Origin of the sequence: Chitinophaga sp. Ak27 (assembly GCF_012726295.1) — a bacterium.
Classification (GTDB): Bacteria; Bacteroidota; Bacteroidia; order Chitinophagales; family Chitinophagaceae; genus Chitinophaga.
Window position 1 is genome coordinate 329,386 of the sequence record NZ_JABAOB010000003.1, and the last position, 14,194, is coordinate 343,579.

Annotated in this window: 11 protein-coding genes; 9 read left to right on the plus strand and 2 right to left on the minus strand. The window is 46.7% G+C overall.

Going from position 1 to position 14,194, the window contains the following annotated elements; genetic code table 11:
* Positions 1 to 12 precede the first annotated feature (12 nt).
* Positions 13 to 900, minus strand: a complete 888-nt coding sequence (locus HGH90_RS12830) for an LD-carboxypeptidase (protein WP_247679771.1) — start codon at positions 898 to 900, stop codon at positions 13 to 15.
* Between the two features lie 156 nt (positions 901 to 1,056).
* On the opposite strand from HGH90_RS12830, the gene metG reads away from it, so the two are divergent.
* The 7 genes from metG (at position 1,057) to lpxB (ending at position 9,918) form a co-directional block, all read left to right on the plus strand.
* Positions 1,057 to 3,201, plus strand: coding sequence for a methionine--tRNA ligase (metG, locus tag HGH90_RS12835; protein WP_169191264.1), 2,145 nt, complete (start codon positions 1,057 to 1,059; stop codon positions 3,199 to 3,201).
* A 194-nt stretch (positions 3,202 to 3,395) separates the two neighbouring features.
* Positions 3,396 to 5,798: a 3-hydroxyacyl-CoA dehydrogenase/enoyl-CoA hydratase family protein gene (locus HGH90_RS12840; protein WP_169191265.1), complete on the plus strand. Its 2,403-nt coding sequence runs from the start codon at positions 3,396 to 3,398 to the stop codon at positions 5,796 to 5,798.
* A 94-nt stretch (positions 5,799 to 5,892) separates the two neighbouring features.
* The gene (locus HGH90_RS12845) at positions 5,893 to 6,789 is read left to right on the plus strand and encodes an ABC transporter ATP-binding protein (RefSeq protein ID WP_169191266.1); all 897 of its coding nucleotides are present in this window, start codon (positions 5,893 to 5,895) and stop codon (positions 6,787 to 6,789) included.
* Entirely contained in the window at positions 6,786 to 7,562 is a 777-nt protein-coding gene (locus HGH90_RS12850) for an ABC transporter permease (protein WP_169191267.1), read from the plus strand. Before HGH90_RS12845 ends, HGH90_RS12850 begins: the two co-directional genes overlap by 4 nt.
* A gap of 84 nt (positions 7,563 to 7,646) precedes the next feature.
* Positions 7,647 to 8,426, plus strand: a complete 780-nt coding sequence (gene surE / locus HGH90_RS12855) for a 5'/3'-nucleotidase SurE (protein ID WP_168761831.1) — start codon at positions 7,647 to 7,649, stop codon at positions 8,424 to 8,426.
* Between the two features lie 64 nt (positions 8,427 to 8,490).
* On the plus strand, positions 8,491 to 8,793 hold the full coding sequence (locus HGH90_RS12860) for a hypothetical protein (RefSeq protein WP_145664450.1): 303 nt from the start codon (positions 8,491 to 8,493) through the stop codon (positions 8,791 to 8,793).
* An 18-nt stretch (positions 8,794 to 8,811) separates the two neighbouring features.
* Positions 8,812 to 9,918 carry a lipid-A-disaccharide synthase gene (gene lpxB / locus HGH90_RS12865; RefSeq protein ID WP_169191268.1) on the plus strand — a complete coding sequence of 369 codons (1,107 nt, stop codon included), beginning with the start codon at positions 8,812 to 8,814 and terminating at the stop codon, positions 9,916 to 9,918.
* Here the strand turns inward: lpxB and HGH90_RS32110 are convergent.
* Positions 9,915 to 10,085, minus strand: a complete 171-nt coding sequence (locus HGH90_RS32110; protein WP_317131881.1) for a DUF6728 family protein — start codon at positions 10,083 to 10,085, stop codon at positions 9,915 to 9,917. The genes lpxB and HGH90_RS32110 overlap by 4 nt on opposite strands.
* Before the next feature lie 53 nt (positions 10,086 to 10,138).
* On the opposite strand from HGH90_RS32110, the gene HGH90_RS12870 reads away from it, so the two are divergent.
* Positions 10,139 to 12,718, plus strand: coding sequence for a beta-mannosidase (locus tag HGH90_RS12870; RefSeq protein ID WP_248277002.1), 2,580 nt, complete (start codon positions 10,139 to 10,141; stop codon positions 12,716 to 12,718).
* Positions 12,719 to 12,720: 2 nt separating this feature from the next.
* Positions 12,721 to 14,160 carry an alpha-L-fucosidase gene (locus HGH90_RS12875; RefSeq protein ID WP_168761833.1) on the plus strand — a complete coding sequence of 480 codons (1,440 nt, stop codon included), beginning with the start codon at positions 12,721 to 12,723 and terminating at the stop codon, positions 14,158 to 14,160.
* The last annotated feature ends 34 nt before the right edge of the window (positions 14,161 to 14,194 follow it).

The following is a 14,194-nucleotide window of genomic DNA, read 5'->3' on the forward strand; positions in this document are numbered from 1 at the left end:
GAAAGCTCTATATCATAGCTGCTCAGTGAGGATGGTTTTGGCGCCGATCTTAAGTTCATGCTTTACGCCCAGTTTAAGGGAATAGTTTTCGGCGCTATGCCCCGATGGAAAGCCAAAACAAACTGGGTAATCATATTCCTTGACCAGGTTGCTGATAATCTCGTATTCGGACTGCCCAAATGGGGTATCTGTTTCCTTACCGTCTACAAAGGAGCCTACTACCAGCCCGGCCAGTTTATCCAACCAGCCGGCGCGTTTCAGATTATACATCATCCGGTCGATGTTGTACCGGTATTCGCCTATATCTTCCAGCAGCAGGATTTTACCTTTTGTATTTACCTGGGAGGGCGTACCGGAAAGATTGGCCAGCATAGACAGGTTACCACCTACCAGTATACCCGAAGTTTTTCCTTCCCGGTTGAGTGGGTGAGCGGCGGTGGTATAGCGGTAAGGCTTTCCTTTTAATGCGGTAGCCAGGCTGCGCACATACTCATTATCCAGCGTATCGGGAGTAATGCCGCTGCACATCATGGAATGGAGGGTGGCAATGCCAAATTTTTGTTGTATATGGGAATGCAGGGCAGTAATATCACTGTAGCCACAGAGCCATTTGGGCGCCTTACGGAATTTGGTAAAGTCGAGTTTATCAAGGATGCAAACCATGCCGTATCCACCACGTCCGAAGACAATGGCTTTTATTTCCGGGTCATCCAGCATATCCTGCAATTCTTCCAACCTGAGTTCGTCGGGAGCGGAAAAATTATGAAAGCTGGTGCCTACTGTTATACCAAGGTGTACGTGATAACCCCAGGAGCTGAGCACGCCCCGTGCATATTCAGCTGCCTGCAGGTCCATTTTGCTGCTGGAACAGGTAATTCCGATCAAATCACCTTTTTTCAAATATGGTGGAATTTTTACCATTGTACCTTTTGTTTACCTTTGCAGATTAGTTAGCGTAAATTCATACTTTATTTGCAGACTAAGGTGATAAATTGTAATGGTGATTCCAAAACAATCACCCGATTTAAAATTTATTTAAGCATTCTTTAAGAGAATATGGGAAAATTTAATAGATATTTAATAACTGCGGCATTGCCCTATGCCAATGGCCCGGTACACATTGGTCACCTGGCCGGCTGCTACCTGCCTGCAGATATTTACGTGCGTTACCTGCGCGCTAAAAAGGCAGATGTAAAATTCGTTTGCGGAACAGATGAGCATGGCGTGCCTATCACCATTAAAGCGATGAAGGAAAATGTGAGCCCACAGGACGTAGTGGATAAATACCATAAAATCATTGGCGATAGTTTTGCCGCTATGGGCATTTCTTTCGACATCTTCTCCCGTACCAGCAACCAATTGCATCATCAGACCTCCCAGGATTTCTTCCTGAAAATGTATAAGGATGGCCTGTTTGAAGAAAGAGAAAGTGAACAGTTTTTTGATCCGGAAAAAGAGATGTTTCTGGCCGACCGCTATATCATTGGTACCTGCCCTAACTGTGGTAACGACAAGGCCTATGGCGACCAGTGCGAGCGCTGCGGAAGAACCCTCAGCCCCGATGAACTGATCAACCCCCACTCTGCGCTCAGCAATGCACCATTGGTGAAAAAGAAAACCAAGCACTGGTACATGCCGTTACAAAACTATGAGCCATGGCTGAAAGAATACATCATCGACGGTCACAAAGAGTGGAAGAACAACGTATACGGCCAATGTAAAAGCTGGCTGGATAGCGGGTTGCAAAGCCGCGCCATGACGCGAGACAGCAACTGGGGTATCAAAGTACCTTTACCAGATGCTGAAGGAAAAGTGCTGTACGTATGGTTCGACGCACCTATCGGCTATATTTCCGCTACCAAGGAACTGACGGAAGACTGGGCCAGCTATTGGTGTAAAGAGGATACCAAACTGGTACACTTCATCGGTAAGGATAACATTGTTTTCCACTGTATTATCTTCCCCGCAATGCTGAAAGCACACGGCGGATTTGTGGTACCGGACAATGTTCCGGCCAATGAATTTCTGAATATAGAAGGAGAGAAAGTATCTACTTCCCGTAACTGGGCGGTGTGGGTAAACGATTATATCCAGGACTTCCCCGATCAGCAGGATGTGCTGCGCTACGTGCTTTGCGCTACTGCACCGGAAACCAAAGACAACGACTTTACCTGGAAAGATTTCCAGGATAGGAATAACAATGAGCTGGTAGCTGTTTTTGGCAACTTTATCAACCGTGCACTGGTACTGATGCACAAGCTTTGCGGTGGAAAAGTGCCGCCACTGCATGAAAAATACATGGAAGAGGCAGATCGCGAAATGTTGAATGAATTTGCGGCGGCCAAAGAAAAAATTGAATCCAGCCTGGAAAACTATCGCTTCCGTGAGGCATTGTCTGAAGTGATGGAATTTGCCCGTAAGGGAAATCAGTATCTCCAGAAGTGCGAACCATGGATACTGGCCAGTGTGCTTGAAAAGCTGAAGGCAGGAGAACCTAATACCAAGCATCCTCAATATGAAGGTAAGAGCGAGGAGTTCCTGCAGGCGCGTATTGATATCAGTCTGCATATCTGCCTGCAGATGTCTGCTAACCTGGCTATCTTCTCTGAGCCATTCCTGCCCTTCACTGCCAAGAGAATCTGTCACCTGCTGAAAGTGGTAGACCGTATGCTGGAATGGGATAACGCGGGCCGCACCAAGTTGCTGAGTGTTGGCTACACCTTGCGCGCACCCGAATTGTTGTTCAAGAAAATTGAAGACGAACAGGTAAAAGCACAGGTAGAAAAGCTGCATGCCGGCTTAAAGCAAGCCATGGATGCAGCTGCCGCAGCCGCCCCTGTACCGGCCGTGGGTGAGGCGCCTGCTGCACCGGCAAAGCCTGAAATTCAATACGATGATTTCGCTAAACTGGACCTGCGTGTAGGCACCATCCTGGAAGCAGAAAAAGTACCAAAAGCGGATAAATTGCTGAAATTACTGGTAGATATCGGTACCGAAAAACGTACCGTGGTTTCCGGTATTGCCATGCACTTTGCGCCGGAAGATATTGTGGGTAAACAGGTAACGCTGGTAGCCAACCTCGCTCCCCGCAAAATGCGCGGTATCGAAAGCCAGGGTATGATCCTCATGGCCGAAGATAATGGTAAGCTGGTTTTTGTAAACCCATCTGAAGCAGTAAAAGCAGGTAGCGGCGTAAGCTGATGCTGATTATCCAAACAAGATATATAGTGGCTGTACCAACCGGTACAGCCACTTTTTTTTGTTTGCCAAAAAAACTATCATAGAAATCATCTTTCCGCTGATGATGGAAGTGCAAAAAATGCTAAATTCAGGGATCAGTAAACTTACCACTGCTGTAAGATCCGTTAAAGACTAACAGCTAAATGCTAAAAGCTATGATGAGACATATCAACAAGGTAGCCGTTCTTGGCTCGGGAGTAATGGGATCAAGGATCGCCTGTCATTTTGCAGGCATTGGCGTACAGGTTTTGCTGCTGGACATAGCGCCAAAGGAATTGAACGAAGCAGAAACAAAAAAGAAACTGACACTGGAACATCCTGCTGTGAAAAACCGTATCGTAAATGATGCACTGCAGGCAGCGATAAAATCCAACCCATCGCCGGTGTTTACAAAAGATGTGGTGAAACGCATTAAAACCGGCAACTTCACCGATGATATGATGCGTATCTGCGAGGTCGACTGGATCATCGAAGTGGTAGTAGAAAACCTGGATGTGAAGAAAACCGTGTTTGAACAGGTGGAAAAATTCCGGAAACCAGGCACCCTGATCACTTCCAATACCTCCGGTATCCCCATTCACCTGATGGCGGAAGGCCGTAGCGAAGATTTTCAAAAGCATTTCTGTGGTACGCACTTCTTCAACCCGCCCCGTTATCTCCGTTTACTCGAAATAATTCCCACCCCTCATACCAGCGAAGCTGTGATCGATTTCCTGATGCACTATGGCGATCTCTATCTCGGTAAAACTACCGTACTCTGTAAAGATACGCCGGCGTTTATTGCCAACAGGGTAGGGGTATTTTCTATCATGGCCATCTTCCACATCATGCAGGACATGGGGCTGGGCATTGACGAAATAGATGCACTGACAGGACCGGTGATTGGTCGCCCTAAATCGGCCACCTTCCGTACCGCCGACGTAGTCGGGATAGACACGCTCGTAAAAGTAGCCAAAGGTGTGATGGACAATTGTCCGCAGGATGAAGCCATCGGCATTTTTAAAATACCCGGTTTCCTCCAGAAAGTAGTGGAAAATAATTGGCTGGGAGATAAAACCGGGCAAGGCTTCTACAAGAAAACCAAAGGAGAGGGCGGCAGCAAGGAAATTCTTACGCTGAACCTTCAAACGATGGAGTATGGGCCTAAACAAAAGCCTAAATTTGGCAGCATCGATGCCGCCAAACCTATAGAGGACCTGAAGCAGCGCCTCAAAATGCTGGCCACCGCCTCCGATAAAGCCGGCGAGTTCTATAAACAATTCCATGCTTATCTTTTCTCCTACGTTTCACATCGTATTCCTGAAATAGCCGACGACCTGTACAAAGTAGATGATGCCATGAAAGCCGGGTTTGGCTGGGAAATAGGTCCCTTCGAATCCTGGGATCTGTTGGGCGTAGCTGCATCTGTAAAGCTGGTGGAAGAAAAAGGACTGACGGTGGCCCAATGGGTGAAAGATATGCTGGCAAAGGGTATCAACACTTTTTATAAAACAGATAACGGCAAGAAATCTTATTACGATGTGGCCTCACAGGCTTATAAACCATTGCCTGGCGAAGGACAGTTCATCATCCTGGAAAATTTCTCGAACAATATCATCTGGAAAAACAGCGCCTGCAGCCTTATTGATATAGGCGATGGCGTGGTATGTTTCGACTGGAAAACAAAAATGAATACCATTGGCGGTGAAGTACTGGAAGGATTGAACAAGGCAGTAGACCGCGCTGAGAAAGACTTCCGTGGCCTGGTGGTTGGAAACGACGGGACCAATTTTTCTGCCGGTGCCAATGTAGGTATGATCTTCATGCTGGCGGCAGAACAGGAGTTTGATGAGCTGGACATGGCGGTACGCCTGTTTCAACGCAGTACCATGCGTTTACGTTATTCGTCCATCCCCGTGGTGGTAGCGCCTCATGCGCTTACTTTGGGCGGTGGTTGTGAAATGTGCTTGCATGCCGACAAAGTACAAGCCGCAGCTGAAACTTACATAGGCCTGGTAGAGCTGGGTGTAGGGCTGATTCCGGGCGGAGGTGGCACTAAAGAAATGACGCTTCGGGCCAGCCTTGAATTTAAAGAAGGCCGGATTGAAGAAGAACCGCTGAAAGATTTTTTCATGACCGTAGCTACTGCTAAGGTGGCCACATCTGGTTTTGAAGGTTTTGATATGGGCGTATTGCGGAAAGGACATGATGAAATTACCATGAATCCCGGCAGGCTCATTGCCGACGCCAAGCGCAGTGTGATCGCCCTGGCAGATGAAGGATATACCCGCCCGGTGGAAAGAACCGATATAAAAGTGATGGGCCGTGGCGCACTGGGAGCCATGCTGGCTGGCGTATACGCGATGAAGTTTGGTAACTACATTTCAGAACATGATCAGAAAGTAGCTAATAAACTGGCATATGTGATGTGTGGTGGCGATCTTACAGAAGCATCCTTTGTGAGCGAACAATACCTGCTGGACCTGGAACGCGAAGCATTCCTAAGCCTGTGTGGCGAACGCAAAACATTGGAGCGGCTGCAGAGTGTGATTAAAACAGGCAAACCTGTACGGAATTAAAAACTGTTATTTTCTACGGGAAATGTAGTGAAGATTAGCCATAAGATCATTCGCTGCATTTCCCTTTTTATTGTACACCCTTATAATATTTCCCGTGCCAATTCTAACCCTACAAAACATTTCAAAAAGATATGGAGCAGTACAGGCTTTAGCTGGTGTTTCCTTTGAAGTACCTGCGGGCAGCGTCTTTGGTATACTTGGGCCAAATGGTAGTGGAAAAACTACCCTGCTGGGCATTGTGACCGATGTACTAAAAGCCGATACCGGTCATTTTACTTTATTTGATAAAACACCTACTGCTCGCGAGCGCCGGCAAATAGGTACTTTGCTGGAAACACCCAACTTTTACCATTATCTCAGTGGATATGAAAACCTGGAGATCTCTGCGGCGGTAAAGCAGCGGGGGAAAGATGATATAGCCCGGGTATTGGATATCTGCGGCCTTACCCAGCGTCAGCATTCCGCTTTCAAAACCTATTCGCTGGGCATGAAGCAGCGACTGGCAATTGCAGGGGTATTGCTGGGAGATCCGGAGGTGCTCATCCTCGACGAACCTACCAACGGGCTGGATCCTGCAGGTATTGCGGAAGTAAGGGACCTGGTGCGCCGCCTCGCCGGTACCGGTAAAACTATTATCCTGGCCAGCCACTTGTTGGACGAAGTAGAAAAAGTATGTACCCATGTGGCTATCCTAAGAAAAGGGAATTTGCTGTTATCGGGTGCTGTAAACGAGGTAATCAGCCGGAATGACTATATAGAAATTGCCGCGGCCGACAACCATGCGCTACAGTCGTTGCTATTGCGATATCCCGGTTGTACCAGCGCAGAGCTGAATGGCGGCCTCCTGAAAGTCATGTTTGCAGCACAGCCCGATGCTGCTGCCATCAACAACTACTGTGCGCAACAGGGAATCTGGCTCAGTCATCTCCAACTGCGTAAGAAGAGCCTTGAAACTGCATTCCTGGAAATTACTAACACCCCTGTACAATGAAACAAATCATCTACACCGAATGGCTGAAAGTAAAGAACTATCGTACTTTCTGGGCAATGCTGCTGCTGGCGCTTATCATCATTCCCGCGGGTAACTTTATGGTAGCCGATAAGTTCACCGAAAACCTCCAGCAGCTCAGCAAATTAGTAGGCAACCCCTTTAGCTTCCCGGATGTATGGCTGACTATGGCCTCTATTAACAGCTATATTTCTGCGCTATTTGGCCTGTTGTTGATTATCCTGGTTACCAACGAATATACTTACCGTACCAACCGCCAGAATATCATTGATGGCTGGGAGAGGAAACATTTCGTGTATGCTAAATTATTCTGGCTGGTGTTGCTGGCGCTATTAACATTGATAGTAGCCACCATTAGTGCTATCCTGGTGGGCGTGATTTATGGCAATAAGCCGGTCAGCTTTGAGGGATATGAATACATGTTATACTATTTCCTGCAACTGATAGTGATGCTCACGATAGCTTTATTGATCGGGGTGCTGGTAAAACGCGCCGGACTGGCTATTGTGCTGTTTGTTGCCTATAATATGATGCTGGATCAGTTGTTGACATTCCTGCTGAAACGATACGTTGGCACTGTGGGAGGGCTGCTGCCACTGCAAAGCGGGGATGAATTGCTGCCTTTCCCGTTGGTGGGTAAAATGGTGGCTACCAGCGACCATTACGATACTTATGTGTATATCCTGGCCATGCTGTGCTATATCATTTTAGGTATCTTTTTGGTTTTCAGGAAAATATTAAAATCCGATCTATAGAAATATCTATATATTTCACATTCTTTTAAAGCGAAATGTATCGCAGAGAGCTTAAATTTGTTGGGCAATGTTAAATGGTGAATTATGGCAAAACAGGAACGTGTAATATTGGTAACCAACGATGACGGTATTACGGCACCCGGTATACGTGCGTTAATTGAAGCGGTACGGCCGTTGGGCAGGATAGTGGTGGTAGCGCCGGACAGTCCGCAATCGGGGAAAGGCCATGCCATTACCATCGGCATTCCTTTACGTTTGGAAAAAGTGGATATTTTTGAGGGGGTGGAAGCCTGGCAATGTTCCGGTACGCCGGTAGACTGTGTGAAGCTGGCCCGGGATAAGATATTGCATGGCAACAAGGCTGATATCTGCGTGAGTGGTATTAATCATGGCGCCAATCACTCCATTAATGTCATTTATTCCGGTACGATGTCTGCCGCCATGGAGGCAGCGATAGAGGGAATTCCTTCAGTAGGTTTTTCCTTCCTCGAATACAGCTATGACGCCGATTTTTCACTGCCTAAAAAAGTCGCTCGCGAGGTGACGAAACGTATGCTTTCGTCTGAATTGCCGGCGGGTACATTGTTTAACGTGAATATCCCGATTGTAAGCGAACACGAGTTTAAAGGATTGAAATTGAGCCGGCAGGCAGATGCCAAGTGGGTGGAGGAGTTTGACGAGCGCCGCGACCCGCACGGAAAGAAATATTACTGGCTCACCGGGGCATTTAAAAATCGCGACAACGGTGAGGATACAGATGTATGGGCATTAGATAATAACTTTGCTTCCATAGTGCCGGTGCAGTTTGATCTGACTAATTATAAGCTGAAAAAGAAGCTGGAAGAGGATTGGAGCGACCTGTAAAAAGGTAAAGGCAGCAGTTCTATGATGATCACGGACAGCTAGCAGCTAAAAGCTAAACACACGTATGTTAAAAAAAGACAATCTTCCATTAGGGATTTTACTGGGGTTTCTGACACCGCTGGCAGCGTTTTTTCTGTACTATTTTTTTGTTATCAGACCGCATAACAATGTAGGGTTCGGGCAGTTCCTGGGCATTCTGAAAGATAACCGCCAGATGATTCCCAAACTCACCAGCATTTGCCTGTTGCTGAATGGGCTGGTGTTTTTCCTGTATACAAGAAAACGATTGGATATTACCGCCAAAGGTATTTTCCTGATGACCATGCTGTATGCCATTGCTATTCTGTTACTCAAACTGATCAGATAATTTTTAATCTACATTATATTGAAATATTACATTATTGCAGGAGAAGCGTCTGGTGATTTGCATGGCAGTAATCTTGTAAAGCAATTAAGACAGATAGATACCGCAGCGGATATACGTAGCTGGGGAGGCGATATGATGGAAGCCGCCGGCGCCCATGTGGTAAAGCATTACAAGGAACTGGCCTTTATGGGATTTGTGGAAGTGGTGATGAACCTACGCACTATTTTACGCAATATAGATCTCTGTAAAAAAGATATTACCGCCTGGCAACCCGATGTACTGGTATTGATAGATTACCCCGGCTTTAATATGCGTATTGCAGAATGGGGAAAACAGCAAGGCTTTAAAATAGTATACTACATTTCGCCGCAGGTATGGGCCTGGAAGGAAAACAGGGTGAAAAAATTAAAACAGTCGGTAGATAAAATGCTCTGCATTCTCCCGTTTGAACAGGCATTTTATCATAAATGGAATTACGAAGTAGAATATGTAGGTCATCCCCTGGTGGAAGTAGTAAAAGCTGCCAAGGAAAAGCCTGCGGATGCGCCCTTGTCTGATAAACCAATTATTGCCGTATTGCCCGGTAGCCGCAAACAGGAAGTGAGCGTGAAATTGCCAATTATGCTCACCATGGCAAAGCATTTCCCTGATTACCAATTTATAGTAGCCCAGGCGCCCAGCCTGGACGATCATTTCCTCGAAGCATTGACCGGACAACATCCCAATGTATCGATGGTAAAAGGACAAACATATACATTATTGAGGCAGGCTACCGCCGCCCTGGTAACGTCGGGTACCGCTACGCTGGAAACGGCATTATTCGGAGTGCCTGAGGTAGTATGTTATAAGGGAAATCCTATTTCCTACTTTTTCGCCAAACGCCTGATCAAGGTAAAATACATCTCCCTGGTAAACCTGGTGATGGATAAGCTGGTAGTAAAAGAATTAATTCAACACGACCTTACAGAAGAGCATCTCCTGAAAGAACTGACCTTATTGCTGAAGGATACTCATGTCAGGAATAGCGTGATGAACGACTATGCTGCATTGTGGCATAAGCTGGGCGAAAAGGATGCTTCCCGCCGCGCGGCCGAAGTGATCTATGACTATGCTGTAGCGCGCTAGTGCTTCCGGATCAGCCGGATGATCATCACGATGATTGCAATAATAAAAAGTAAAAGAGATATTCTGTTCATCCCATGCATCATGGCCACGTAGCGTGTTTTTGGTGCATTGGGATCCTTTTTACCGATATATAGATACCTCAATATTTGTTTCCAGATACTTTTCATTTCTCAAAGATCGTAAATCAGTACTATTTTTGGTTCTTCTGAAAAATTAGAACATGAAATATATACTGTTAAGTGCCTGGCTTTGTTTAGCTGTTTTTATGAATCTGCAGGCACAGGATCATACCGTTAACCTCATGGGCTCCGGCTGGGAGTTTTCCCGTACCGATGAAGGCGTGTGGCGCCCTGCCACAGTTCCCGGTACTGTACATACAGATTTGCTGGCCCAGCATTTAATTCCTGATCCCTTTGTAGGTACCAATGAAAAGGCGGTTCAATGGGTCGATAAAAAAGACTGGGAATACCGGAAGAAGTGGAAGCTGAAAAAGCAGGAACTGAATTTTGATGTGATAGCGCTCGAATTCAAAGGCCTGGATACCTATGCCGACGTATACCTCAATAATCACCTGGTTTTACAGTCATCCAATATGTTTGTATCGCATGTGATAAATGTGAAAGAGTGGTTGGTAGCAGGCGAAAATGAATTACGCATACTGTTTAAAAGTCCCATTAAAACAGACATGCCTAAATTTTTACAGGATCAGATTATTTATCCTGCCGGTAATGACGCCAGCGATATCCCGCTGAGTGTATATGCGCGTAAAGCGCCTTATCATTATGGCTGGGATTGGGGGCCACGGTTGGTCACCTCAGGTATCTGGCGTCCGGTTTACCTGCACAGCTGGAATAGAGCAACCATTCGTGATGTATACTGGCAGCAGTTGAAGGTAGATAGCGCACGGGCAGAAATGCAGGCGGAAGTGACCGTAGAAGCTGCGGTACCGGGCGAGTATACGCTGCAGCTGCAAAAGAAATCTACCCACGGAGGAGAACCTGCCCTGGCGTTGTTCCCGGTAACATTACAGGCAGGTACCCAGGTATTTAAAGTACCTTTCGCGATAGAAAAACCAGTGCTGTGGTGGCCTGCAGGTATGGGTAACCAATACCGGTATGAGCTGGTAGCCAATTTGCTCCTCAGGAAGAAAAAAATAGATGCCCACAGCGATAAAATTGGTATCAGAACAATAGAAGTAGTGAATAAGCCAGACAGCCTGGGTGAATCTTTTTACGTGAAAGTAAATGGTCGCCCGGTATTCATGAAGGGCGCCAACTATATTCCCCAGGACAATTTCCTGCCCCGGGTAACTGCCGATAAGCAGGAGCAGTTATTCCGTGATATGACAGAATCGCATTTTAACATGGTGCGCGTATGGGGTGGCGGTGTTTATGAAGAGGATAAATTCTATGACCTGGCAGACCAGAGGGGTATCCTCGTATGGCAGGATTTCATGTTTGCCTGCACCCTTTACCCTTCAGATACCGCTTTCCTGGAGAATGTGAAGCAGGAGGCGGCTGATAACATCAGGCGTTTGCGTAATCATGCGTCCCTGGCGTTATGGTGCGGGAATAATGAGATAGCCGTAGCTATTAAAAACTGGGGATGGCAGAGCGGTTACGCCTATACGAACAAGCAATGGGATAGTTTGCAGCAAGGGTACGATCTGTTGTTTAAAACTATTTTGCCACAACAGGTAGCGACTTATCAGCCAGGGACATTTTATTTCCATTCTTCTCCTATCAGCAACTGGGGAAAGCCGGAAGAATTTACCAGAGGTGATAACCACTACTGGGGTGTTTGGCATGGCATGGAGTGGTTTGAGGCCTTCAATACGCATATTCCCCGGTTTATGAGCGAATATGGTTTTCAGTCTTTCCCCGGTATGGAAACCATACGGACGTTTGCTACCAAAGATGATTATGATATTTTTTCCAATGTGATGCAGGCGCACCAGAAAAGCCCTGCTAAAGGGAATACGGCGATTAAAACTTATATGTTGCATTATTACCGGGAGCCGAAAGATTTCCCGGCTTCCGTATATCTCAGCCAGGTATTACAGGCCGAGGGAATGAAAGTGGCGATAGAAGCGCACCGCCGGGCTATGCCTTATTGTATGGGAACTCTTTACTGGCAGTTGAATGATTGTTGGCCTGGTCCGTCCTGGTCGGGCAGGGATTATAACGGTCGCTGGAAAGCCCTGCAATACTATGTGAAAGAGGCTTTCCAGCCTCGGTTGGTATCCAATGTGATTGAAAACGGACAGCTGAATACCTGGGTGGTGACCGACGAATACCAGGGGAAAGCCGACCTGGTAATGTCGGCGATGGACTTGAACGGAAAGGCGATCTGGCAAAAGGAGTTGAAAGATATCCAGTTAAACAGCAATGCCAGCGTAAAGTTGCATACCATTGATACGGCGGCTATTTTGCAGGGACGAAACCCGGCAATGGTAATATTCTATGCGCAACTGCGAATTGACAATAAGGATTTAGAACGGAATATCTTTTACTTTGCTCCGGCGAAGGAAATGAAGCTGGAGGTACCGCACCTGGAGGTGGTGACCAGCAAGCCAGTTAAAGAGAGTGGAGTGGTATACATCCGTTTGAAATCGGATAAGCTGGCGCGGAATGTTTACTTATCGCTCGACAATGCACCGGCGGCTACTCATTTTGAAGAAAATTATTTTGACCTGTTGCCCGGGGAAACCCGGACTATCCGGTTGCAAACAACACAATTGCCTGAAATTGTTCAGCAGGCATTGAAGATAACTACATTGGAAGCATCTTATAAACACTGAAAATGAAAAAATTCTGGATTGCATTAGGTTGCGTATTAATGGGAATGGCGAGCGCCCAGGCCCAAAGCGAAGAACATCCATATGTACCTGAAACCGATCAGGCAGTTGTGAAAAAACTGGATGAGTGGCAGGATTGGAAGTTTGGTATGATTATGCACTGGGGACCTTATTCACAGTGGGGCGTGGTGGAATCCTGGAGCATTTGCCCGGAAGATGAAGGCTGGACACAGCGTAAACCTGCCGGTATCCCGTATTATGATTACCTGAAAAAGTATGAGGCTTTAGGCAAGACCTTTAACCCCGTGCATTTTAATCCCGAAAAATGGGCAAAGGCAGCCAAAGACGCCGGTATGAAATACTTGGTATTTACTACCAAGCACCATGATGGTTTCTGCATGTTTGACACCAAACAAACAGACTATAAGATTACTGCTGCCGATGGCGCTTTCAGCAAAAATCCGCGGGCTAACCTCGCCAAGGAGATATTCCAGGCGTTCCGGGAGGAAGGAATTCATGCCGGTGCTTATTTCTCTAAGCCCGACTGGCATACAGAATATTACTGGTGGCCTTATTTCCCGCCCCGCGACAGGAATGTGAACTATGACATTAAGAAATATCCTGAAAGATGGAACCAGTTTAAGCAATATACTTACAACCAGATAGAAGAGCTGATGACAGGTTATGGTAAACTGGAAATTCTCTGGTTAGACGGAGGTTGGGTACGCCCACGTAAAACGCAGACCAAAGAATCGCTTTCCTGGAGCCAGACCGCTCCACAAGACCAGGATATAGATATGGGTAAAATTACTACCATGGCGCGTAGTCACCAGCCGGGGCTGATCGTAGTAGACCGTAGTGTACATGGTCCTTATGAAAACTATCGCACGCCGGAACAGGAAATTCCCAATAAGCCGCTCAGCTATCCCTGGGAAACTTGTATGACCATGGGTAGTTCCTGGTCTTATGTGCCGGATGATAAGTATAAAACGGTGAATGTACTCATCCACAACCTGGTCGACATTGTGGCCAAGGGTGGTAACTATCTGCTGAATGTGGCTCCTGGCCCTGATGGCGAATTACATGATGCGGCTTATGCTACCATGAAGGGTATTGGGGAGTGGATGCATGTTAATGGCGATGCTATCTATGGCACCCGTGCCGTAGCGCCTTATAAAGATGGTAAAGTATGTTTTACGCGTAAAAAAGATGGTGCTGTATACGCTATCTACCTGTTGGATGAAAATGAACAGGTACCAGCCACTATCAGTTTTAAAGGACTGACACCTGCTAAAGGTGCCCGCTTACAGCTGTTGGGTGCCGGTAATAAGCTGGTGTGGAAAACTACGGGAGAAGGCATAACCATCCAGGTGCCTGAAGCTATCCGCCAGAAAGGATTTAAACATGCCGTAGCGATTAAAATATCAGCTGTGGAAAAGATGTGATTTAGATGTTAGTTCATGTGAATTAATGTTGATA